The following is a 22,918-nucleotide window of genomic DNA, read 5'->3' on the forward strand; positions in this document are numbered from 1 at the left end:
GCCGTATGGCCCTCACCCTGGAGCAGATCCACACCGATGTCGCCGACAGCCTCGGCGAGCACCCCGCCGCCCTCCCCGTCGACGAGAACCTGGTCGACTACGGCCTGGACTCGGTCCGGGTGATGGCGCTGCTGGAGCGCTGGCGCCGGGACCACGGCGTCGAGGCCGACTTCGCCGATCTCGCCGAGCAGCCCTCCGTGGTGGCCTGGGCCGCGCTGCTGGGGGCAGCCGCATGAGCCCCCTCGCCACGGAGACCGGACTCCCGCTGACGGCCGCCCAGTCCGGCATGTGGTACGCGCGGGCCCTCGACCCGCTCAGCCCCGCCCAGAACACCGCCGAGGTGCTGGACATCGACGGCCCGCTGGACGCGGACCTGTTCGCCGCCGCCCTGCGGCAGGTCACCGCCGAGGCGGAGGCGCTGCGCGTGCGGATCGTGGACACCCCCGACGGGCCGCGCCAGTACCTGGCGGAGACGACCGACGTACCGCTGACCGTGCGGGAGGCGGGCGGTGTCGCCGAGGCGGAGGCGTGGATGCGCGCCGACCTCGCCGAGCCCCGCGACCCGGCCACGGAACCGCTGTTCGGACACGCCCTGTTCCGCGTCGGCGAGCGGCGCTGGCTGTGGTACCAGCGCATCCACCACCTGGTGATGGACGGCTACGGCTACTCGCTCCTCGTCCGCCGCACCGCCGAGGTCTACACGGCCCTCGCCCGCGGCGGGACACCGCCGCCGCGCTCCTTCGGCGGCCTCGCCGACCTGGTCGCGGAGGACACCGCCTACCGCGCCTCCGACGCCTTCGCCGCCGACCGCGCCCACTGGACAGGCGCGTTCGCGGACCGGCCCGAGGCCCCGCGCCTGGCGGGCCGCGGCGCGCTGCCCTCGCGCACCTTCCGCCGCCGTACGACGCACCTGCCCCCGGAGACGGCCCAGCGGCTGCGGGAGGTGGCCGCCCGGCTGCGCGCCACCTGGCCGGATCTGCTGATCGCCGCGCAGGCCCTCTACACCGCTCGCGCCACCGCCCGGCGCGAGGTGGTGCTGGGGCTGCCCATGATGGGCCGGATGGGCTCGGTCGCGCTGCGCGTGCCCGGCATGGTCATGAACGTCCTGCCGCTGCGGCTCACCGTCTGCCCCGAGACGTCCTTCGCCGACCTGGTACGGCAGGTGGTGCTCGGCATCCGCGAGATCCGCCGCCACCAGCGCTACCGCTACGAGGACATCCGGCGCGACCTGGGCCTCCTCGGCGAGCACCGGGCCCTGGTGGGACCGCTGGTCAACGTGATGCCGTTCGACTACGGCGTGGACTTCGCGGGCGCCCCGGCACGCGCCCGGAACCTGTCCGCCGGGCCGGTCGACGATCTGACGGTCAACATCTACGACCGCGGGGACGGCCGCGGCCCGCGCATCGACCACGACGGCAACCCCGCCCTCTACGACGACGACCGGCTCGCCGCCCACCAGGAGCGGTTCCGCCACCTGGTCGACCGGCTCACCACCGCCGACCCGCATCTGCCACTGGCCGCCCACCCCATCGCGACCGAGGCCGAACTGGCCCTCGTCCTGGACGAGTTCAACCGCACCGACCACCCGGTCCCGCCGACGACCCTGATCGGCCCGATCGAGGCACAGGCCGTCCGCACCCCGGACGCGACGGCCCTGGTGTACGGCGATGTCTGCCTCACCTACGGCGAACTCAACCGGCGCGCCAACCGGCTCGCCCACCATCTGCGCGACCTGGGCGCCGTCCCGGGCGCGGTGGTGGCGGTCTCGGTGCCGCGCTCGGCGGAGCTGGTCGTGGCACTGCTGGCGGTGCTGAAGTCGGGGGCGGCGTACCTGCCGCTCGACCCGGACTACCCGGCGCCACGGCTGGCGTACATGCTGGGCGACGCGGCACCCGTGTGCGCGATCGCCGACCGCGCGGACCGGCTCCCGGAGAGCGACGGCGTCCCGGTCGTCGCCCTGGACGGTCTCGACGTGTCCGCGCGTCCCTGGGTGAACCCGGCGCGGGCGCTCACCCCCGCACACCCGGCGTACGTCATCTACACGTCCGGCTCCACGGGCCACCCCAAGGGCGTCGTCGTACCGCACCGCGCGATCGACAACCGGCTGCGGTGGATGCAGCACGCGTATCCGCTGGACGGCGCGGACCGGGTGCTCCAGAAGACGCCGTCGTCGTTCGACGTGTCCGTGTGGGAGTTCTTCTGGCCGCTGCGGGAGGGCGCCGCGCTGGTCGTCGCCGAGCCGGGCGGCCACAAGGACCCCGCCTACCTGGCCCGGGTGATCCGCGAACAGGCCGTCACCGTCTGCCATTTCGTGCCGTCGATGCTCCAGGTGTTCCTGACCGCGCCGGAGGCGGCCGACCGCGGCCGGGCGCTGCGCCGGGTGTTCGTCAGCGGCGAGGCGCTGCCCCGCGACACCGCGCACGCCTTCGCCCGCGCGCTGCCGGACACCGAACTGCACAACCTGTACGGCCCCACCGAGGCCGCCGTCGACGTCACCTACCACGCCTGCCGACCGCAGGACTCCGGTCCGGTGCCGATCGGACGGCCGGTGTGGAACACCCGCCTGTACGTCCTGGACGCGGCCCTCCAGCCCTGTCCGCCCGGAGTGCCGGGCGAACTGCATCTGGCGGGCGTCCAGTTGGCGGACGGCTATCTCGGCCGGGCGGAGCTGACGGCGTCCCGGTTCGTCGCCGACCCGTTCGGCCCGGCGGGCGGCCGGATGTACCGCACCGGCGACCTGGCCCGCTGGACCGAGGACGGCGAGGTCGAGTACCTGGGCCGCACCGACCACCAGGTGAAGCTGCGCGGGCAGCGCGTCGAACTCGGCGAGATCGAGGCCGCGCTGGCCGCCCGGCCCGGCGTGGACGGCGCCTGCGCCCTGGTCCACCAGGACCGGCTCGTCGGGTACGTCACCGGCACCGCCGACCCCGCCGCCGTACGCGCGGCGCTCGCCCGCGAGCTGCCGGAGCACATGGTGCCCGCGGCGGTCATCCCCCTGGACGCCTTCCCGCTGAGCCCCAACGGCAAGCTGGACCGCCGTGAGCTGCCCGCGCCGGTCTTCGCCGGTGACGAGGGCGCGCGGCGTCCCGCGAACGCCCGGGAGGCGGCGCTGACCCGGCTGTTCGCCGAGGTGCTGGACGTGGAACGGGCCGGGCCCGACGAGGCGTTCTTCGACCTGGGCGGCACCTCGCTGCTCGCGGTGCGGCTGGTGACGCGGGTACGCGAGGAGTTCGGTGTCGAGCTGACCATCGGATCCCTGTTCGAGGCACCCACCCCGGCCGCGCTCGCCACCCGCCTGGACGCCGCGGGCCCGGCCGCCGGGGACGCCCTGGACGTCGTACTGCCGCTGCGCGCGGAAGGGGACCGGCCGCCGCTGTTCGCGATCCATCCGGCGGGCGGCATCGCCTGGTGCTACGCGGGTCTGGCCGCCCGGCTGGGTCCCGGGCAGCCCGTGTACGGCGTCCAGGCGCGCGGCCTGACCGGAACCGAGCCGCTGCCGCGCACCCTCCAGGAGGAGGCCGCCGACTACGCCGGGCGCATCCGCGAGCTGTGCCCGCGCGGGCCGTACCGGCTGCTGGGCTGGTCGGTCGGCGGGGTCCTCGCGCACACCGTCGCCGTCCTGCTCCAGGAGGCGGGCGAGGAGGTCGAACTGCTCGCGCTCCTGGACGCGTTCCCCGCCGAGCAGTGGCGGGACCGGCCCGCGCCCGAGGAGGGCGACGCGCTCACCGCCGTCCTGCGCATGGCGGGCTTCGACCGCACCACCGAGCGCACCCGCGACGACGTCCTGGCCACCCTGCGCCGCGCGGGCAGCCCCCTGGCCGGACTCTCCGACCACACCCTGTCCCGGATCGTCGACATCGTCCCGAACCACGCCCGCATGATGCGCGCCCACGAACACCGCTCCTACGACGGTGACGTGCTGTTCTTCACGGCCGCCGCGCCCCGCGCGGAGGACTGGCTGACCCATGAGGCGTGGGCCGCGCACGTGACCGGCGCGATCACCGACCACCGCCTGGACTGCACGCACCCCCAACTCGTGCGGGACCGGTGGCTCGACGACGTCGCGGCGGTGCTCGCCGCCCGGCTGAAGGAACTGGACGCATGACGGGCGGGACGGTGACGGACGTACGGGAGGCCTTGCTGCGGCCCCGGCCGCTGGTGCGGGGACCGGGGCTGACGCCCCCGGAGCTGGGGCCGGGTCCGCTGCTGTGGGCCGTACGCGCCCCGCAGGACGGGCCGCCGCTCGACGTGTCCGTGCTGGACGAGGGCGAGCGGCGCCGGGCCGAGGCGCTGCGGCGGCCCGCCGAGCGCGCGCTGTACGTCGCCGCGCACACGGCCCTGCGGCGGGTGCTCGGCGCGTACGTGGGACTGCCCGCCGCGTCGGTGCCACTGACCCGGCTGCCCTGCCCGGGGTGCGGCGGACCGCACGGTCGGCCCGCGGTGGCCCGGCCGTACGACGCCGGGGTGCACTTCTCGCTCGCCCACACCGACGGGCTGGCCCTGCTGGGGCTGGCCGCCGGGCCGGTCGGGGTGGACGTCGAGCGCGTGCCCGGGGCGCGGCTCGCGGCGGACGGGGCCCGGTCGCTGCACCCGCGCGAGCGTGCCGAGTTGGCGGGGCTGCCGTCCGCCGCGCGTCCGGCGGCCTTCGCCCGCTGCTGGACCCGAAAGGAGGCCCTGGTGAAGGCGACGGGTGACGGGCTGTCCGGCGCGGTGCTGCGGGACCGGTACGTGGGCACGGGCGCGCGTCCGGCCGGGCAGCCCGGCTGGACGGTCGTCGACGTGTGCGTGCCCGCCGGATGGGCCGCCGCGTGCGTGGTGCCGGAGGCGCTCAGCGCCCGCCCAGCAGTTCCACGAGCCCGTCGGACAGCTCCGTGCGCCAGCAGAGGTAGTCGTGGCCGCCGTTGAACTCCCGGTAGGAGACGTGACGATGACCGGCGGCGAGCGCGTCGCGCAGTCTGCGGGCCGCGGGCAGGGCGACCCACTCCTGCTCGCCGAAGGACAGCCGGAACCGCACCGGCGTCGGGGGCAGTGCGCCGATCGCGCGGGTCAGCCACTCCGGGTCCGGGCCGACGGGCCACCAGAACGAGCCCGACTGCACCAGTACGTTGCCGAACCGGTGCGGGGCCGCGACCGCGGCGTAGGCGGCGGTCAGTCCGCCCAGGCTCTGCCCGGCGACGACCGTGCGCGCCGGGTCGTCGGTGAGCGGCAGCCGTCCGGCCGCCCAGGGCAGCAGCTCGCCGGTGAGGAAGGCGACGTACTCGGGGCGGCAGGACAGCTCCACCCAGCGGGTGGCCTCGTCCACCGCCTCCGGCAGGACGGCGGCGACGGGCGGGAGACGGCCGTCGGCGATCAGGTTGTCCAGCAGGTGGCCGAGGCCCAGGCGGGGCCCCCAGTGCTCGCCGTCCAGCAGGACGAGGACGGGGAGCGGTTCGGGCGTGCGGTGCGGTGGTGCGTAGAGCCAGACGCGCCGGGTGCCGCCGAGGCGGGTGCTCGTGAGTTCGTGGTCGGTGAGGGTGCCTTGGGGGACGCCGGGGCGGGGCGTCCAGTCCGCCGTCTTGGGGGCGGCCGGGAGTTCGGCGTACGGGACCGGCTCGGGCTCCCAACGGTGGGGAAGCGTACGGGCGTTGAACGGGTCGGTGCGGCGGCGGGTGCGCAGCCAGCGCCAGTACTCGGGGGTACCGGTTCCCGGGGCGGGTCCGTCGCCCTCGTCGACGTACAGGTCGTAGGTGCCGCGCCAGTCGTGGCGCAGGCGGAGCGTCCAGTGCCAGACGTCCGTGCCGGGCAGCCGTGCCATGAGGTTGCCCGCCGGGTCGCGTGGGTCGCCGAGCTTGTTCGGGAGCACCTGGACCGCCCGGGTGGCGGGGGTGCCGCGCCACAGCCAGGTCACCGCCCGGTGGTCGGCGCCGCCCTCCGGGTCCGGGCCGACGAGGGGTGTGCCCTGCTGGCGGACCCGCGCCCAGAACTCCGCGACGCCGTCCGGCGCGGGCAGCGGGCGGGCCGGTGCGGTGAGCCGGGGCAGGGGGGTCGGCCGGGGCAGCCGGGGCGGGTGGCGCGGGGCACCCTCGGGCGGAGCGGACACGGACGGTGCGGACACGGGCGGCACGGACACGGGCATGGGGGCGGGCTCCGTATGACGAGGCTGAGCTTTCGATTAGGCAAGCCTAACCTCACCCACTTTTCTCTCATTCCTTCACTGCGAGGAGCAGTCTTCTCATGACCTCTCACAGACCATCCCGGGTGTTCGCGCTCGCGGCCGGTGCGGCGGCGCTGGGACTCGGCGCCCTGTCGTCCGTCCCGCTGGCGAGCCCGCGGGACACCGACCTCACCGGACAGGTGGCACTGGCCGCCGCCGCACCCTCGGTGACCCTGGGCACGACCTCCGTGCGGCCCGGCGGGGACGTGCCGTTCACCGCCACCGGCTTCCCGGCCGGGGCGACCCTCAGCGTCAAGTTCGACGACACGACGCTGCTGAAGCAGTTCCCGATCGGGGACGACGGCGGCGTGACGGGGACGGTGACCGTCCCGGCGGACGCCGGCGTCGGCGGCGGTCACTGGCTGCGGTTCCTGGCGCCGCAGACCAGCGTCAAGAGCGAGGAGTTGACGGTGACGGGGGCGTCGCCTACGCCGACCCCCACGCCTACGCCAACCCCCACGCCTACGCCCACGCCCACTCCCACGCCCACTCCGACACCTACGCCGACCCCCACTCCCAGCCCGACGGCCGAACCCGCCGTGAAGCTCACCAACGGGTCGTCCGTGCGGGCGGGCGGCAAGGTCTCCTTCAGGCTCACCGGGTTCGTCAAGGGCCAGAACGTGACGGTGAAGCTGGACGACGGCGCCATCCTCGCCCGGTGGAGCGACGCGGTGGCGGCGGACGGCACCTTCTCGGGGAGCGTGACCGTCCCCGCGGGCACCTCGGCCGGGGCGCACTGGCTGCGGTTCCTCGCGCCGGATCCGGCGACCAGTCTGAAGGCCGACCTTCAGGTGACGTCGGCCGGATCGGGTGACGCGGGGTCGGGCGGGTCGGACCCCGGCTCCTCCGGGGGCAACGGCTCCGGGTCCGGCGGCTCAGGGTCCGGGTCCGGCAGTACGGCCGGTGCCTCCGCCGCCATCACCGCCGGTTCCAGCGTCGCCGCCGGTGGCCGGGTCTCCTTCCGGGTGACCGGCTTCCCGGCGGGCGAGCAGCTCACGGTGAAGCTGGACGACGCGAAGATCCTCGGTCAGTGGACCGTGGGCGCGGACGGCTCGTTCTCCGGGGGCGTCACCGTCCCGGGCGGCACCACCAAGGGCGCGCACTGGCTGCGCTTCCTCGCCCCGAACCCGCCGACGAGCCTGAAGGCGGGCTTCACCGTGACCTCGGGCACGACGGCCGCGGCGTCCTCGGCCTCGTCCTCCTCCGGCTCGTCCGCCACCCCCGTCCCCGCCGCCTCCGGCGCCCCCGCCAGCGCCACCAACGCGGCGGGCGCCAAGGCCGGGATCACCGCCAGCGAGGTCCAGCCGGGCGGGCAACTGCACTTCGAGGTGACCAGGTTCCCGGCCGGTGAGACGGTCACCATCAAGCTCGACGACGAGGCCATCCTCGGCCAGTGGAAGACCGACGACGACGGCTCCTACGAGGGTGACGTGACCGTCCCCGCGGACACCTCCGTCGGCGCCCACTGGCTGCGCTTCCTCGCGCCCGACCCGCCCACCTCCCTGAAGGTCGAGTTCACCGTCACCGGCGCGGACGCGGCGGCCGGGCAGTCGTCCGCGGCCTCCTCGACCACCGCCCCGGACACCACGGCCCAGACCCTCGCCGCCACCGCCGTAGAGGCGCCCGTCTCCTACGCCACCATCGCCTGGTCCGCGGCCGCCGCGGCGGCGGGCGGCGCCGCCGGGGCCGCGGCCACCACGATCCTCGTCGTCCGCCGTCGCGCCTCCGGCGCCACGGACACCGCCTGACGGGCATCCCCAGTCTCCGGGCGCCACGCTCCGGCGCCCGGCCGGGCCACCTCGGGCCCACCTCTCCAACACCCCCTATAGCAGCAGGAGTTGAACTCAGCATGTCCTCTTCCACCGCACACGCCCGTCACACCCGCCGCACCGCCCTCGCGGCCGCGGTGGCCGTCGCCCTGACCGCCGGGAGCACCGTCGCCCTCGCCGGTACCGCGTCGGCCGGTACGGCCGCCCCGGCCGTGGCCGAGGTGACGACCGCGGCGCTGGTGAAGGGCCTCTACCAGTCCTCGTACTCGGAGCGGAACGACACCCTGTGGGTCACCGTCTCCGTGGGCCGTCCGCCGGTCACCGACAGCCGTCTGCTGAAGGTGGACCCGGACACCCTGGAGGTCGAGCAGACGATCGTCCCTCCGGTCACCAACGCGACCACGGGCGCCCGTGAGGCGGTCTACGGCGTCGCGGTCGACGACGAGCACAACACGGTCTGGGTGACCAACACCCGCAACAACACGGTCGCCGTCTACAGCCAGCGGACCGGCGCCCACCTGGCCACCCTGCCGGACGTCAACCACGCCCGCGACATCCTCGTGGACGAGAAGCACGACACCGTGTGGGCGAGCGGCTTCGGCGACGGCACCCTGGTGGCGTACGACTCCAGGACGCTCACGGAGACCCGGCGCGTCACCGTCGAGGGCACCGGCCCGACCGGTCTCACCCTCAACGAGCGCACCGGCGCGGTGTACGCCGCCGACCTGAACAACGACCAGATCATCGAGGTGTCCCGGAAGTCCGGGGAGCCGCGGCTGATCCCGGCCGGTGACGGTCCGATCGCCGTCGCCCTGTCCCGCAACGGCCGTACGGCCTACACCGCCGACCAGACCGGCGGCACCGTCTCGGTCGTCGACCTGAAGGCGGGGACCCTGACCAAGTCGGTCGCCACCGGCGCGGGCGCGCTGTCCGTGGCCACCGACGAGCGCACCGGCAACGTCCTGGCCGTCAACCGCGGGGCCGCCAACGTCACGGTGGTCGACCCGCGGGCGGGGGCGGTCGTCGGGACCGTCGCCACCGGGACCAACCCCAACCACGTCGAACTGGTCGAGGGCACGGCGTACGTGGTCGACAAGTCCGGCTCGGGCCCGGCGGGCGAGGACCTGCTGACCCGGATCCGCCTCGCCCGCTGAGGTGGTAGCGCGGGCCCGGTGGCGCAGTCCGCCGCCGGGCCCCGTCCCCCCTTCGGGGGAAAGGCGCGGGCGGGCGGCGTGACGCCGGGCGGCTCCGTCGACACCTTCGACCGTGACCCTGCCGCTGATCGCGCCCATGCTCGCCACGCCCGGCACGCTGCCGCCCGCCGCGCAGGACGCGCGGTGGGCGTACGAGACCAAGCAGGACGGCCAGCGGGTGGTGGTGTACCTCGCCGGGGACGGCACGCTGCTGCTGCGCGCCCGGTCGGGAGAGGACATCACGGCCGCGTATCCGGAGCTGCGCCCGCTCGGCGGCGCGCTGGGCGACACGGCGGCGGTGCTGGACGGGGAGGTGGTGGCGCTCGATGAACGCGGGCGCGGGGACTTCCAGTTGCTCCAGTCCCGGATGGGGCTGGCGCACGCGCCCGGCCGGGCGGCGCGCAGGGCGGCCGAGGTGCCCGTCCATCTGGTGCTGTTCGACGTGATGCACCTGGCGGGGCGCTCCCTGCTGCGGCAGCCGTACGCGCGGCGGCGGGAGCTGCTGGCGGGGCTCGGTCTCGCCGGGCCGTTCTGGTCGACCCCGGCCGCGATCACCGGGCACGGCGAGGCGGCCCTGCGCGCCACCCGGGAGCACGGTCTGGAGGGGCTGGTCTGCAAGCGGCTGGACTCGCTGTACGAGCCGGGGGTGCGCTCACGGGCCTGGGTCAAGATCCGCAACATGCAGGGCGTGGACGTGATCGTGGGCGGCTGGCTGCCCGGCAAGGGGCGGCTTTCGGGCCTGCCCGGCGCGGTGCTGGTCGGCCAGCGTGCCGCGGGGCGGCTGCGGTACGTCGGCGGCGTGGGCACCGGCTGGAGCCACTCCGAGCGGACCGAGCTGGCGGCGCTGCTGCGGGCCGCCGAGACCGCCGTGTGCCCCTTCGCCCCGGTGCCGAGGGTGCCGGGCGCGCACTGGGTGGAGCCCCGGCTGGTCGGCGAGGTCCGGTTCAGCACCCGGACCCGGGCGGGGATGCTGCGGCAGCCGTCCTGGCTGCGACTGCGGCCCGACCTCACGCCCGCGGAGTCGGCCGCGGACATCCCCGGCGACCTGCTCTGACGGCGCGACCGCGGGCGAACCCTCGAGGCCGGTTGTGCAGACAAGTATTGGGCTGTGCTTAACCGTTGGTACGCCCGTGACCCCTTGGCCCGGAAGTGAAGATCGGGGAAGCTGAACTCCCCGTCCCCCCACAGCCGTTGGGCTGCACCGGGTCCCGAGGAGGACACCGTGTCCGTCAAGTCCGCGCTCCTTCGCCACAGATGGCTCACCGGGTCAGCCGGTGCCGTCGCGCTGGTCCTCACCTTCGCCACCGCCGCCTTCGCCGCCCCGCCCCCGGCGCTGCCCGCCAACGCCGAGGCCGCCGAGCGGACGTTCCAGCCCGCCTACGACTACGACACCGACGGCTGCTACGCCACCCCCGCCATCGGCGCCGACGGCACGGTGAACACCGGGCTCAACCCCACCGGCGCCCTGAACGGCTCCTGCCGGGACGCCTCGGACCTCGACAACACCAACGGCTACTCGCGCTACAAGTGCAACAACGGCTGGTGCGCGTACCTGTACGCCTCGTACTTCGAGAAGGACCAGGCGCTGCCCGGCACCAGCCTCGGCGGGCACCGGCACGACTGGGAGCACGTCGTGGTGTGGGTGCAGAACGGCGTCGCCCAGTACGTGTCGACCTCCAACCACGGCTCGTTCACCGTGCACAACCGGTCGCAGATCCGCTGGGACGGCACCCACGCGAAGATCGTGTACCACAAGGACGGCATCAGCACCCACTGCTTCCGCGCGGCCACCTCCAACGACGAGCCGCCGGAGAACCACGAGGGCACCTGGCAGTACCCGCCGCTGGTCGGCTGGAACGGCTACCCGGCCGGGATCCGGGACAGGCTGGTCTCGTACGACTTCGGCAGCGCCCACTTCGGCCTGAAGGACGGCAGCTTCAACTCCCACCTCGCGTCCGCGAAGCCGTCGGGCATAGCCTTCGACCCGAACGCCTGACACGCGGGCGGGCGCCCTGGGGGGCGCGGAGCCGCTATCGTGTCCGGCATGCCGGTTCCCGAGCTGATCCGCATCGTCTCCCGTGACTCCCCCATGGCGCTCGCCCAAGTCGCCCGAGTCCAGGCTGAGTTGGCCGCCCACCACCCCGGAGTGCGCACCGAGGTCGTCCCGGTGAAGACCACCGGTGACAAGTGGCTGGGCGATCTGTCGCAGGTCGAGGGCAAGGGCGCGTTCACCAAGGAGGTGGACGCCGCGCTGCTCGCCGGTGCGGCCGACCTCGCGGTGCACTGCGTCAAGGACGTTCCCGCCGACCGGCCGCTGCCCGCGGGCACGGTGTTCGCCGCGTTCCTCACCCGCGACGACATCCGGGACGCGCTCGTCCACCCCGGCGGGCTCACCCTGGACGAGCTTCCGCCCGGCACCCGCATCGGCACCTCCTCGGTGCGCCGCGTCGCCCAGCTGGCCGCCACCCATCCGCACCTCGACTGCGTGCCGTTCCGCGGCAACGCCAACCGGCGCCTGGCCAAGCTCGCCGCCGGTGAGGCGGACGCGCTGCTGCTCGCGGTGGCCGGTCTGGAGCGCATCGGGCGCCAGGACGTGATCACCGAGGCGCTGTCCCCGGAGACGATGATGCCGCCGATCGGCGCGGGCATCCTGGCCCTGCAGTGCCGCGAGGGCGACACCGACCTGATCGAGGCCGTCAGCGCGCTCGGCGACCCGGACACCCACCGGGAGGCCACCGCCGAGCGGATGTTCCTGCATGTGCTGCAAGGGCACTGCAACAGCCCGATCGCCGGGTACGCCCGGGTCGACCGCGGCGGTGAACTGTCCCTGAGCGCCTGTGTGTTCACCCCGGACGGCAAGACCCGGCTGAACGCCCACGAGTGGGCGGGCCGCCTCGACGCGGCCACCCTCGGCACCTCGGTCGCGGTGGCGCTGCTGCGGCAGGGCGCCCGCGAGATCATCGACGGCATCCCGCACTGAACCTCCGAGCCCTCCCCGGTTGGGCCGTCCCGGTTGGGCCGCCCCGCACGGGGAACTCAGTGCTGCGTTCTTGCAGTGACGTCGCCTCGCGGTGACGTCTCATCGGACGTGGGAGGCACGCGTGGCGGTTCGGCATCGACTGGTGCAGGCGACCCCGCAGGCGGTGTGGGACGTCCTCGCAGACGGCAGCCGGTACGGGGAGTGGGTGGTGGGGCCCTCCGAGGTCACCCCCGAGGGCGGACAGTGGCCACGGGTCGGCGCGACGATCTCCTACGAGATCCGGCTCGGGCCGGTGCGGCTGCGCAACGTGTCCGTGGTCAGGCGCTGCGAACCGGGTTCGGCGCTGGAGATCGAGGCCAAGGCGGGCCGCCTGGGCACCGCCCGCATCGCCATCGAGCTGCGCCCCTGGGGCGAGCACTGCCTGGTGATCGTGGACGAGCATCCGCTGCGCGGCCCCGGCGGCCTGCTGCACAACGTGGGCGTCGAAGCGCTGATCCAGGTGCGGCACCGCGCGATGCTCGCCAGGCTCGCGAAGCTCTGCGAGTCCGGCGAGGGGTGCCGCCCCGACCCCGCGAACACGGCGGGCACCGTGGGATGGGAGACGGGAAGCGGTCATGCCTGACGCGGTGGTCATCGGGTCCGGCCCCAACGGGCTGGTGGCGGCCAACCTGCTCGCGGACGCGGGCTGGAGCGTCGAGGTCCTGGAGGCGCAGCCCGAGCCGGGCGGTGCGGTCCGCCACGACGGCGAGGTCGCCCCCGGTTTCGTCAACGACCTGTTCAGCTCCTTCTACCCGCTCGCCGCCGCCTCCCCGGTCCTCACCGGCCTGCGGCTGGCGGACCACGGACTGCGCTGGGCCCACGCCCCGCACGTCCTCGCCCACCCGCTCACCGACGGCAGCTGTGCCGTCCTCGACCGCGACGTCGGCACCACCGCCGCCTCCCTCGACGCCTTCGCGCCGGGTGACGGCGCCGCCTGGGACCGGCTGCACGCGGTGTGGGACCGCTACCGGGCCGACATCCTCGACGCCCTCTTCACGCCCTTCCCGCCGATCCGGGCCGGTGCCCGGCTGGCCCTGCGGCTGCGCGCCGGGGGCGGCCTCAGGCTGGCCCGCACCCTGGTGCTGCCGGTGCGCCGGATGGGCGAGGAGGAGTTCCGCGGTGCGGGCGGCGGACTGCTCCTCGCCGGGAACGCCCTGCACGCCGACCTCGCGCCCGAGGCGGCCGGGAGCGGCGGCTTCGGCTGGCTGATGTCGATGCTCGGCCAGACCTACGGCTTCCCCGCGCCGGTCGGCGGCGCCGGAGCGCTCACCGCGGCCCTGGTCCACCGGCTGCGTACCCGCGGCGGCACCCTGCGCTGCGGGCAGCGCGTCGAGCGGGTCGTGGTCCGCGGCCGGCGCGCGGTGGGCGTCCGCACGGCCGGGGGCGAGACCCTCGCCGCGCGCCGCGCCGTCCTCGCGGACGTGTCGGCGCCCGCGCTCTACGGCGGTCTCGTCGCGCCCGAGCACCTGCCGGACCAGCTCCTCGCCGACCTGCGCCGCTTCCAGTGGGACTTCGCCACCTTCAAGGTGGACTGGGCGCTGGACGGACCCGTGCCCTGGCGGTGCGCGGAGGCGGCCGGGGCCGGGACCGTGCACCTGGCCGACGGCCTCGACGAACTGACCCGGTTCGCCGCCCAGATCGCCATGCGGCAGGTGCCCGACCGTCCCTTCACGCTGCTGGGCCAGATGACGACCACGGACCCGGTCCGCTCACCGCGCGGCACCGAGTCCGCCTGGGCCTACACCCACGTCCCCCGCGACATCCGGGCCGACGCGGGTGACGAGGGCATCACCGGCCGCTGGGACGACCGGGAGCGACAGCTCATGGCCGACCGGGTCGAACGTCAGGTGGAACGCTTCGCGCCCGGCTTCCGCGCGCTGATCCGGGCGCGCCGCGTCCTTGCCCCGCCGACGCTCCAGTCCCTGGACGCCAACCTGGAGGGCGGCGCCATCAACGGCGGCACCGCCGCCATGCACCAGCAGCTCGTCTTCCGGCCCGTGCCCGGCACCGGGCGGCCGGAGACCCCGGTGGCCGGTCTGTTCCTCGCCTCCGCCGCCGCCCACCCGGGTGGCGGGGTGCACGGGGCGCCGGGCGCCAACGCCGCGCGGGCCGCCCTGCGCCGACACCGGTTCGCCGACCTCACACGGACGCAGCGTGCCCTCACCCGCCGCGACCGCACCGGCGACCGGAGATGACCCCCACGTCCCCCGAGGAAAGGACCGGCCGGTGACAGACAGCCCGCTGAGGGACCGCACCGTCGTGGTCACCGGCGCCGCGCGCGGTCTGGGCGCCGCCCTGGCCCGCGCCTGCGCCCTGAGGGGCGCCCGGCTCGCCCTGCTCGGCCATGAGAAGCCGCTGCTGGAGGAGCTGGCGGCGGCCCTGCCGACGCCCGCCCTGGCCATCGAGGCCGACGTCACCGACCCGGCCGCGCTGGAGGAGGCCGCCCGTGAGGTGCGCGGGCGGCTCGGGCCGCCGTCGGTCGTGGTCGCCAACGCCGGGATCGCGCTGGGCGGACCGCTCGCCACGTCGGAGCCCGACGCGTGGCGCCGGGTCGTCGACGTGAACCTGACCGGCAGCGCGCACACCGCCCGCGCCTTCCTTCCCGACCTGCGCCGCACCGCGGGCTACCACCTCCAGATCGCCTCGCTGGCCTCACTGGGCGCCGCGCCCATGATGAGCGCGTACTGCGCCTCGAAGGCGGGCGTGGAGGCGTTCGCCCACTCGCTGCGCGCCGAGGTCGCCCACCACGGGATCGCCGTGGGCATCGCCTACCTCAACTGGATCGACACCGACATGATCCGTGACGCCGACCGGTACGCGGTGCTGCGCGAGCTGCGCTCGCACATGCCCGCTCCGGCCCGCCGCACCTTCCCCGCGGACGCGGTCGCCGCCCGGCTGGTCCGCACCGTGGAACGTCGCGGCACCGCCGTGTACGTACCCCGCTGGCTGCGCCTGGCCCAGGCGGGGCGCGCCGCCCTGCCGCCCGTCGTGCTGCGGGTCGCCCGGCGGGACCTGCCCCGGCTGGAGGCCGAGGGGGTCATGAGCGCGACCGGCCCACTCGGCGCGGGCGGACGCGCGGACCACGGGGCGGGGGGAGGTCCGCCGCACGGGTGACCGCCGGGCGTGATCCGGCCCGGGACGGCGTCGCGCCACGGGCGACAGGGGAAGGCATGGCACCGAGTCACCCCACGCCGGGCCCCGACCGGGGAGGCGCACCCGCGGGGGCGGGCCACCGCTGACGACCACCGCAGCCGACGACGAGAGGCCCCGCGTGCAGACCTTCCTCCCCCACCCCGGCTTCCGGGAGTCGGCGCTGGCCCTGGACCGCCGTCGGCTGGGCAAGCAGCGGGTCGAGGCGCTCCAGGTGCTGCGCGGCCTGACCGTGCCGGGGTACGGCTGGCGGCGGCATCCGGCGGTGCGGATGTGGACGGGCTACGAGGAGGCGCTCGTGCGGTACGGCCTGGAGATCTGCCGGGTGTGGCGGGAGCGGGGCCACCAGGACAGCTGTGCCGCCTCACTCGTCGCCGGGCTCGCCGCGTCCCGCCCGGGCGAGCCGGTGCGGGACCAGGCGGAGCTGGCGCGCGCCGGGGAGCTGCCGCCCTGGCTCGGTGACGAGGCGTTCCACCGCAGCCACCGGTCGGCGCTCGTGCGCAAGGACCCGGAGGCGTACGCGGGGCTGTTCCCCGGCGTCCCCGACGACCTGCCCTACGTCTGGCCGAGTTCGGACCGGGAGGGCGGGGAGGCGGTAAGCGGCGGCTGAGGAGTGTTAGGCGTGCCGCTCACCGACGGGCTCAGGCGGTGCCTTCCTCCGCCTGTTCGCGCAGGAAGTTGCTCACCTGGCGGGCGAGGCTGTCCCGGACCGCCCCCGAGGGCGGGCAGGCCGCCTGTTCGTCCAGGCCGACGCCGCCGGACCACAGGGCTCGCTCGGTCCACTCCTCGTCGACCCGCAGCTGGATCTGCACGTCGATGCGCGCCAGCGCGGCCTCGGGTCCGGCGCCGTACAGCAGGGCCGTGGCCCGGCGCAGCGGGTAGACGTCGTAGCCCTCGATGAACTGCGAGTTGCGCCAGTCGACGAAGGCGCTCTCGCCGTCCGGGCCCACCCGGACATCGATCTGGCCGTCCTCGAGGTGGATGCCGAAGCGCCCGGTGCCGCGGTTCTCGACGGTCACGCGGAGACAGAAGTACGTCAGCCCCTCGGCGGCGTCGTCGCGTCCGCGCGGCGGCTCCGACCGCTCCAGGGAGTGGACGCGGACGCGCAGGCCGGCATGCTCGTCGTACTCCTGCCAGTCACCGACCACGTTCGGCTCGTACACGCTGCACCTCTCGACTCCGGACGCTGCTTCCTATCCGTGGGTTCGGCGCACTGTCAAATGAGCGGAATGCGCGGTGAGCGGCGCTTTCCGGGCGGTGATCGCCGATCAAGCGCTGCGCTGCGGGAATCGGCCGGGGGCGGGCGGGGGCCCGGCGCCGGGCGTGCCGTACATCACGTCCGGGGCCGTTGCGGTGCGTGCGCACACACCGTCGGCCGACAAACACGACATGTCATTGTATTTCTGTATTTGTTTCGTCGGCGCGTCGTTCGGGAAAGGGCACATCAGTGCTTCGGACAGGAGGCACGTCCGCGGGAACCGGTGGTCCCCATGTCCGAGCCGCCGCTTCCCCCGGTGTCCGTCCACCCGGCACTGCTGAGGAGGTGCGCAGCATGCGTGTCGCCACCAGCACGCGGCAGCACCCGCACGATGACGCCCCCGACACCGCCGAGGCCTTCGAGCGGCTCCAGCGGCTCCCCGACGGCCCGGAGCGCAGGGCGCTGCGCGACGAGGTGGTCCAGGCGTGGCTCCCCATGGCGGAGCGGATCGCCGTCCGCTTCCGTGGTCGCGGCGAGGCCCTGGAGGATCTGTACCAGGTGGCCGCGCTCGGCCTGGTCAAGGCGGTCGACCACTACGACCCGGAACGCGGCCGGGCCTTCGAGGCGTACGCCGTCCCGACCGTCACCGGCGAGATCAAGCGCCACTTCCGCGACCACATGTGGACGCTGCACGTCCCGCGCCGGGTCCAGGACCTGCGCAACCGGGTGCGCCGCTCCGCGAAGGAGCTGGCGCAGACGACGCCGGGGCGCTCCCCGACCACCGCGGAGATCGCCGAGCACGCCCAGCTCACCGAGGACGAGGTACGCGTCGGGACGGAGGCACTGGAGTGCTTCTCGGCGCTGTCGCTGGAGGCGGAGATGCCCGGCACCGACGGCTACGCGCTGGGCGACGCGATCGGCGGTCCCGACCCCCGCTATGACGTCGTCGTCGACCGGGTGGCCGTACGGCCCTGTCTGGAGACGCTCCCGGAGCGCGAGCGGACCATCCTCTACCTCCGCTTCTTCCAGGGCATGACGCAGAGCGGGATCGCCGAGCAGCTCGGCATCTCGCAGATGCACGTCTCCCGGCTGCTCAGCGGCTGCTTCGCGCGGCTGCGCGAGGAACTGCAGGCCGAGAACCGCTGACGGCCGCCGTCATTCCGGGGAGGCTCCCGGGATCTGTGTCGGACCGTGCCGGTCGAGCGCGTCCTCCAGTTCGGAGCGGATCTCCGGGGGCATCTCCCCGCTGCGGCCCCAGAGAAGGATCAGTTCCGCGACGTTCCGGAGCTTGATGTTCGTGTGCTGGGAGACCTCCCTCAGCACCGCCCACCCCTGGTCCGGTGTCACGCGCCCCAGGGCGACCACCATCCCGATCGCCTGGTCCACGACGGCATGCGACGTGACGGCCTCCTTGAGCTGGTCCACCTGCTCCTGCAGCTCGAAGATCCGGTCCGTCTCGTCCGCTGGTTCCTGCGGTGCTGCCACGCGTACATCGTGCCACGGGGAGTGCTCCACGCCACCGGGGTACTCGACAGGCGCCCGCACGGGTTCAGGTTGGACACTGGGGGGAGACCGGTGGCCGCCGGACGAGGAGAGCAGGACGACTGCCATGAACCACGACACCACACCCGCCACGGGCACCACGGAGGCCGTCTCCACGCACTCCGTGTTCGGTGCGCCCTGCTGGGTGAGCCTGACCAGCCGGGACCTCAAGGCCACGGAGGACTTCTACGGGGCGGTGCTGGGCTGGACATGGCGGCAGGCCCGGCTGGGTGAACGCTTCCGGGTGGCGCTGGCCGACGGCGCCCCGGTCGCCGGGATCGCGGCGATGGCCGGAATGTGGCAGATGGCCGTGGCGTGGACGCCCTACTTCGCCGTGACCAGCGCCGACGTGGCGGTGGCCCGGGTGCAGGAGCGCGGCGGTACGACGGCCGTGGGGCCGATCTCCTTCCAGCTGGGGCGCGGCGCGCTGCTCGCCGACCGGGACGGCGCCACCTTCGGGATCTGGGAGGGCGACCTGCCCAGCAACTGGGAGACGTGGCGCCGCGCGGCCCCCGCCTTCGTCCGGCTGCACACCCGGGACGCCTTCGACGCGGCCATCTTCTACGGCCAGGTCCTCGACTGGGCGTCGGCCAAGCCGGGCTGCTGCGAGGTGGACTACGAGGGTGACGAGGTGCTCCTGCGCAGCGGCGGGGACATCGTGGCGCGGATCGAGTCGGGCGCGGTGGAGTCGGCGCCCGACCCGACCATCCGGCCGCACTGGCAGGTCCACTTCGCGGTCGCCGACGTGGGCGCCTGCGCCCGGGCGGCGGAGCTGCACGGCGGCAGCGTGCTGCGGGAGAGCGCCGACGAAGCGGTGCTGCGGGACGCCGACGGTGCCCAGTTCACGGTCACCTCCCGGCGTACCCGCTGACGTCACAGACGTGAGGGCCGGGTGAGGAGCACCAGGCTGCGCGCCTCGACGGTCCGCCAGCTGCCCGCCTTGTGCTCGCTCTCGTCCGGACCGTCCTGCGGCCCGGCGGTGTCCAGCAGGGTCGTCCAGCGCTCGCCGTAGCTGACGTCCGGCAGCCGGAAGTCCACCGGCTCCCAGTAGCTGTTGAGCAGCAGCAGGAAGGAGTCGTCGACCACGGGCCGCCCGTAGGGGTCGCGTTCGGCGATGGCGTCGCCGTTGAGGAAGACCCCCACGCAGTGCGCGTCGGAGCGCGTCCAGTCCTCGTCGGCCATCTCCTGCCCCGACGGCAGCAGCCACACCAGGTCGGGCAGCGGCTGCCCGGCGTGGGTGGCGGTCTCGCCGCGGAAGAAGCGGCGGCGGCGCAGCACCGGGTGGTCGGCGCGCAGCCCGATGACGTACCGGGTGAAGTCCAGCAGGGCGCGCTGGTCGTCGCCGAGCCGCCAGTCGATCCAGGAGATCTCGTTGTCCTGGCAGTAGGCGTTGTTGTTGCCGCGCTGGGTGCGGCCCAGTTCGTCGCCGTGGCAGAGCATCGGGATGCCCTGCGACAGCAGCAGGGTGGCGAGGAAGTTGCGCTGCTGGCGGGCGCGCAGCTCCAGCACGGCCGGGTCGCGGGTGTCGCCCTCGGCGCCGCAGTTCCAGGACCGGTTGTTGTCGTCGCCGTCCCGGTTGCCCTCGCCGTTGGCGTCGTTGTGCTTGTCGTTGTACGACACCAGGTCGCGCAGGGTGAACCCGTCGTGCGCGGTGACGAAGTTGACGCTGGCGCGGGGCCTGCGCCTGCTGTGCTGGTACAGGTCGGACGAGCCGGTGAGCCGGGACGCGAACTCGCCGAGGGTGTGCTCGCCGCCCCGCCAGAAGTCCCGCACGGTGTCGCGGTACTTGCCGTTCCACTCCGACCACAGCGGCGGGAAGTTGCCCACCTGGTAGCCGCCCTCGCCGACGTCCCAGGGCTCGGCGATCAGCTTGACGCGGCTGATCACCGGGTCCTGCTGGATCAGGTCGAAGAACGCCGACAGCCGGTCCACCTCGTGGAACTGCCGGGCGAGGGTGGCCGCGAGGTCGAAGCGGAAGCCGTCGACGTGCATCTCGGTCACCCAGTACCGCAGCGAGTCCATGATCAGCTGGAGCACGTAGGGGTGGCGCATCAGCAGGCTGTTGCCGGTGCCGGTGGTGTCGTAGTAGTGCTTCCAGTCGCCGTCGACGAGGCGGTAGTACGAGGCGTTGTCGATGCCCCGGAAGGACAGCGTGGGCCCCATCTCGTTGCCCTCGGCGGTGTGGTTGTAGACCACGTCGAGGATCACCTCGAGCCCGGCCGCGTGCAGGGCCTTCACCATCGACTTGAACTCCGCGACCTGTTCGCCGCAGCTGCCGTGGGCGGCGTAGGCGTTGTGCGGCGCGAAGAAGCCGATGGTGTTGTAGCCCCAGTAGTTGGACAGGCCGCGGTCGGTGAGGACGCCGTCCTGCACGAACTGGTGCACCGGCATCAGCTCCACCGCGGTCACCCCGAGCCCGGTGAGGTGCTCGATGACCGCGGGGTGCGCCAGGCCCGCGTAGGTGCCGCGCAGCTCGGGCGGCACCTCCGGGTGGGTGCGGGTGAGGCCCCTGACGTGGGCCTCGTAGATCACCGTGTCGGCGTACGGCCGTCTGGGGGGCTGGTCGTCGCCCCAGTCGAAGGACGGATCCGCGACCACCCCGAGCATGGTGTGCCCGGCGCTGTCGCCCGGGTCGGGCCCGCCCGCCGCACGCTCGTAGAGGGAGCGGTGGTTGTCGATCTGCCCGCACACCGCGGTGGCGTACGGGTCCAGGAGCAGCTTCGCCGGATTGCACCGGTGGCCCAGCTCCGGCTGCCACGGCCCGTGCACCCGGTAGCCGTAGCGCTGCCCCGGGCCGACGTCGGGCAGGTAGCAGTGCCACACGAAGCCGTCGACCTCGCTCAGCGGCACCTCGCGGTGCCTGCCGTCGGCGTCGACCAGCACCAGGTCGACGCGTTCGGCGACCTCGCTGAACAGGGCGAAGTTGGTTCCCTTGCCGTCGAAGGCGGCCCCCATCGGGTAGGGGTGCCCACTCCAGGCGGGCACCCTCGCCGTCGGCTCGCGTCGCGCCGTCACCGCTCGACCTCCAGCACGCCGTCGGTGGTACTCGCCGGTCCGGCGAGCGCCGCGACGGGCAGTTCGCGGGGCACCTGGAGCGTCTCCCGCAGGCGCGGCGCGGGCGCCGTCGGCACCAGCGGGACGCGCTCCCCGGCGCGGGCCCGCTGGGAGAACCAGATGACCTTGCTGCCGGTGTCGGTGGCGCAGCAGCCCCAGCCGTCGCTGGTGGCGGCGATGCGCTCCAGACAGGCCCGCAGGTCCTGGTCGGGGCGCAGATCGCAGTCGTTCTCACCGATGGCGGTGATCAGGTGCTGGCCGTTCCACCACATCTCGATGGAGGTGTTCTTGTCGGTGGCGTGCTCGTCGATGGCCGTCAGGAGCAGCTCCGTGCTGCGGCAGACGGGGTCGATGAGTGTGTCCAGATCCCAGTACCGGAGGTGCGCGGCCAGAATGCGCCTGACCTGTCCGACCCGTTCCGGGCTGACTTCCACATCGAGGTGGTAGTAGCAGGGCACTGCGGTCTTCATCGTCGTGGCTCCTCACCGGCGAGGCTCTCGCTCCCTCGCCCTCGCGGGTCGCCCCCGAACACGAAGCGTGAGCACCGATCGCTTCTGAGTCAGCTCCACACTGGGGGTGCTAGCCCATTCGTGCAACACGAGGACACGACTGAGGTGATTGAAGCTCTAACAAGACGCTGGGTCGTCGTGCGTGCACCATGAGTGAAGACCTCTCGATCGCCGCAACGGATCCGTGCCGCGACACGCACGGCCACCGGCCCGACCGTCGGGAGACGCGCACATCGAGAGTCCCGGAGGTGACGGCACCATGCTGCTACCCGCCAGATCCGAAGTCGCCCGGCAACTGCGGCGTTACCGGGCCTGGGAGCGCGTGATGCTCGCCGCGCCCGCCGACCACACGGTGCGGGCCACCTTCGAGGACTCGGGCTACACGCTGTGCGTGCTGATGGGAAAGCGCTGCGCGCGCGAGGCCGCCGACGCGGCCGAACGGTATCTGCGCGGCGGCGCCGTCCCCTGTTCGGACCAACACCGCACGCGGTCTCGCGCGGGCGTGGCGGTCCGGCGGGGACCCCCGTCGGGTCGGCGTTTCCCGGCGGGAAGGTAGCTCCTTCCCGGCGCAGGATCCCGAGCCGGGCCCCCAGGCCCGGCTTCCAGTACGGCGGAGGTGAGACCCATGAGCGCGACCCCGGCCATCGGCCGCATCCCGGTACGGGACGTCCACCCGGCGGTGGACGGCGGCAGGCGCCCGGCCAAGGCAGTCGCGGGCGAGACGTTCCAGGTGACCGCGACCGTGTTCCGCGAGGGGCACGACGCGGTAGCCGCCAATGTCGTCCTGCGGGATCCCGAGGGCCGCCCCGGCCCCTGGACACCGATGCGGGAACTGGCCCCCGGCAGCGACCGCTGGGGCGCCGAGGTGACCCCGCACTCGGTGGGCCGCTGGACCTTCGCCGTCGAGGCCTGGAGCGATCCGGTCGCCACCTGGCGGCACGCCGCGGGCATCAAGGTCCCGGCGGGCATCGACACCGGGCTGGTCCTGGAGGAGGGCGCCGAGCTGTACGAGCGGGCGGCGGCCACGGTCCCGAAGAAGGAGAAGGCCGCCCGCGCCACCCTGCTGGCCGCGGTACGCGTGCTCCGCGACGACACCCTGCCGGTCGCGACCCGGCTGGCCGCCGCGCTGACACCGGAGGTGGACGCGGTGTTCGACCGCCATCCCCTGCGGGATCTGCTGACCGTCTCCGCGGAGATGCCGCTGCTGGTGGAGCGGGAACGGGCCCTGTACGGCGCCTGGTACGAGTTCTTCCCGCGCTCGGAGGGCACGCCGGAGCAGCCGCACGGGACG

Annotated in this window: 21 protein-coding genes; 16 read left to right on the top strand and 5 right to left on the bottom strand. The window is 74.2% G+C overall.

Annotation, left to right across the window (positions count from 1 at the left end):
• Positions 1 to 5: 5 nt before the first annotated feature.
• Genes ACFVQG_RS28575 through ACFVQG_RS28585 form a run of 3 tightly spaced genes read left to right on the top strand, consistent with a single transcriptional unit; the run spans position 6 to position 4,905 of the window.
• The gene (locus ACFVQG_RS28575; protein ID WP_383388781.1) at positions 6 to 236 is read left to right on the top strand and encodes a phosphopantetheine-binding protein; all 231 of its coding nucleotides are present in this window, start codon (positions 6 to 8) and stop codon (positions 234 to 236) included.
• The gene (locus ACFVQG_RS28580) at positions 233 to 4,105 is read left to right on the top strand and encodes an amino acid adenylation domain-containing protein (RefSeq protein WP_383388783.1); all 3,873 of its coding nucleotides are present in this window, start codon (positions 233 to 235) and stop codon (positions 4,103 to 4,105) included. The genes ACFVQG_RS28575 and ACFVQG_RS28580 overlap by 4 nt, the downstream gene beginning before the upstream one ends.
• Positions 4,102 to 4,905 carry a 4'-phosphopantetheinyl transferase family protein gene (locus ACFVQG_RS28585; RefSeq protein WP_383388785.1) on the top strand — a complete coding sequence of 268 codons (804 nt, stop codon included), beginning with the start codon at positions 4,102 to 4,104 and terminating at the stop codon, positions 4,903 to 4,905. The genes ACFVQG_RS28580 and ACFVQG_RS28585 overlap by 4 nt, the downstream gene beginning before the upstream one ends.
• Here ACFVQG_RS28585 and fes read toward each other — a convergent pair.
• Positions 4,829 to 6,115 (bottom strand): enterochelin esterase, encoded by a 1,287-nt coding sequence (gene fes / locus ACFVQG_RS28590; protein WP_383388789.1) that lies wholly within the window; start codon positions 6,113 to 6,115, stop codon positions 4,829 to 4,831. The genes ACFVQG_RS28585 and fes overlap by 77 nt on opposite strands.
• Positions 6,116 to 6,213: 98 nt before the next feature.
• Between fes and ACFVQG_RS28595 the strand changes: the two genes are divergently transcribed.
• The 9 genes from ACFVQG_RS28595 to ACFVQG_RS28635 all read left to right on the top strand — a co-directional run bounded on the left by ACFVQG_RS28595 (position 6,214) and on the right by ACFVQG_RS28635 (position 15,934).
• Complete coding sequence (locus ACFVQG_RS28595; RefSeq protein ID WP_383388791.1) at positions 6,214 to 7,941, top strand: hypothetical protein; 1,728 nt, start codon at positions 6,214 to 6,216, stop codon at positions 7,939 to 7,941.
• 101 nt (positions 7,942 to 8,042) lie between these two features.
• Positions 8,043 to 9,116 (top strand): YncE family protein, encoded by a 1,074-nt coding sequence (locus tag ACFVQG_RS28600; RefSeq protein ID WP_383388793.1) that lies wholly within the window; start codon positions 8,043 to 8,045, stop codon positions 9,114 to 9,116.
• A 112-nt stretch (positions 9,117 to 9,228) separates the two neighbouring features.
• A complete protein-coding gene (locus ACFVQG_RS28605; RefSeq protein ID WP_383388794.1) occupies positions 9,229 to 10,209 on the top strand; it encodes an ATP-dependent DNA ligase in 981 nt (326 codons plus the stop codon).
• Between the two features lie 168 nt (positions 10,210 to 10,377).
• Positions 10,378 to 11,151, top strand: a complete 774-nt coding sequence (locus tag ACFVQG_RS28610) for an NPP1 family protein (protein WP_383388796.1) — start codon at positions 10,378 to 10,380, stop codon at positions 11,149 to 11,151.
• 48 nt (positions 11,152 to 11,199) lie between these two features.
• On the top strand, positions 11,200 to 12,135 hold the full coding sequence (gene hemC / locus ACFVQG_RS28615) for a hydroxymethylbilane synthase (protein ID WP_383388798.1): 936 nt from the start codon (positions 11,200 to 11,202) through the stop codon (positions 12,133 to 12,135).
• 121 nt (positions 12,136 to 12,256) lie between these two features.
• On the top strand, positions 12,257 to 12,757 hold the full coding sequence (locus ACFVQG_RS28620) for an SRPBCC family protein (protein ID WP_383388800.1): 501 nt from the start codon (positions 12,257 to 12,259) through the stop codon (positions 12,755 to 12,757).
• Positions 12,750 to 14,369, top strand: a complete 1,620-nt coding sequence (locus ACFVQG_RS28625) for a phytoene desaturase family protein (RefSeq protein ID WP_383388802.1) — start codon at positions 12,750 to 12,752, stop codon at positions 14,367 to 14,369. The genes ACFVQG_RS28620 and ACFVQG_RS28625 overlap by 8 nt, the downstream gene beginning before the upstream one ends.
• Positions 14,370 to 14,400: 31 nt before the next feature.
• Positions 14,401 to 15,288 (top strand): SDR family oxidoreductase, encoded by an 888-nt coding sequence (locus ACFVQG_RS28630; protein WP_383388804.1) that lies wholly within the window; start codon positions 14,401 to 14,403, stop codon positions 15,286 to 15,288.
• A 157-nt stretch (positions 15,289 to 15,445) separates the two neighbouring features.
• Complete coding sequence (locus ACFVQG_RS28635) at positions 15,446 to 15,934, top strand: MSMEG_6728 family protein (protein WP_383388805.1); 489 nt, start codon at positions 15,446 to 15,448, stop codon at positions 15,932 to 15,934.
• Positions 15,935 to 15,965: 31 nt separating this feature from the next.
• Here the strand turns inward: ACFVQG_RS28635 and ACFVQG_RS28640 are convergent, their stop codons facing one another.
• On the bottom strand, positions 15,966 to 16,487 hold the full coding sequence (locus tag ACFVQG_RS28640) for a hypothetical protein (RefSeq protein ID WP_383388807.1): 522 nt from the start codon (positions 16,485 to 16,487) through the stop codon (positions 15,966 to 15,968).
• A gap of 389 nt (positions 16,488 to 16,876) precedes the next feature.
• Between ACFVQG_RS28640 and ACFVQG_RS28645 the strand changes: the two genes are divergently transcribed.
• Positions 16,877 to 17,668 carry a SigB/SigF/SigG family RNA polymerase sigma factor gene (locus ACFVQG_RS28645; RefSeq protein ID WP_383388809.1) on the top strand — a complete coding sequence of 264 codons (792 nt, stop codon included), beginning with the start codon at positions 16,877 to 16,879 and terminating at the stop codon, positions 17,666 to 17,668.
• Between the two features lie 9 nt (positions 17,669 to 17,677).
• Here the strand turns inward: ACFVQG_RS28645 and ACFVQG_RS28650 are convergent, their stop codons facing one another.
• Positions 17,678 to 18,007, bottom strand: coding sequence for an ANTAR domain-containing protein (locus ACFVQG_RS28650; protein ID WP_383388810.1), 330 nt, complete (start codon positions 18,005 to 18,007; stop codon positions 17,678 to 17,680).
• Positions 18,008 to 18,131: 124 nt separating this feature from the next.
• Between ACFVQG_RS28650 and ACFVQG_RS28655 the strand changes: the two genes are divergently transcribed.
• The gene (locus ACFVQG_RS28655) at positions 18,132 to 18,935 is read left to right on the top strand and encodes a VOC family protein (protein ID WP_383388811.1); all 804 of its coding nucleotides are present in this window, start codon (positions 18,132 to 18,134) and stop codon (positions 18,933 to 18,935) included.
• Between the two features lie 2 nt (positions 18,936 to 18,937).
• Here ACFVQG_RS28655 and glgX read toward each other — a convergent pair whose 3' ends face one another.
• Together glgX and ACFVQG_RS28665 are read right to left on the bottom strand one after the other, a co-directional pair.
• Positions 18,938 to 21,019 carry a glycogen debranching protein GlgX gene (gene glgX, locus ACFVQG_RS28660; protein ID WP_383388859.1) on the bottom strand — a complete coding sequence of 694 codons (2,082 nt, stop codon included), beginning with the start codon at positions 21,017 to 21,019 and terminating at the stop codon, positions 18,938 to 18,940.
• A 56-nt stretch (positions 21,020 to 21,075) separates the two neighbouring features.
• Positions 21,076 to 21,588, bottom strand: coding sequence for a pep a2 (locus tag ACFVQG_RS28665; RefSeq protein ID WP_383388813.1), 513 nt, complete (start codon positions 21,586 to 21,588; stop codon positions 21,076 to 21,078).
• A gap of 298 nt (positions 21,589 to 21,886) precedes the next feature.
• Between ACFVQG_RS28665 and ACFVQG_RS28670 the strand changes: the two genes are divergently transcribed.
• On the top strand, positions 21,887 to 22,183 hold the full coding sequence (locus ACFVQG_RS28670; RefSeq protein WP_383388815.1) for a DUF5133 domain-containing protein: 297 nt from the start codon (positions 21,887 to 21,889) through the stop codon (positions 22,181 to 22,183).
• Between the two features lie 69 nt (positions 22,184 to 22,252).
• The coding region (locus tag ACFVQG_RS28675; RefSeq protein ID WP_383388818.1) for a maltotransferase domain-containing protein at positions 22,253 to 22,918 on the top strand (666 nt) is incomplete at its 3' end.

The sequence above is a fragment of the Streptomyces sp. NPDC057877 genome (assembly GCF_042796855.1).
Lineage (GTDB): Bacteria > Actinomycetota > Actinomycetes > Streptomycetales > Streptomycetaceae > Streptomyces.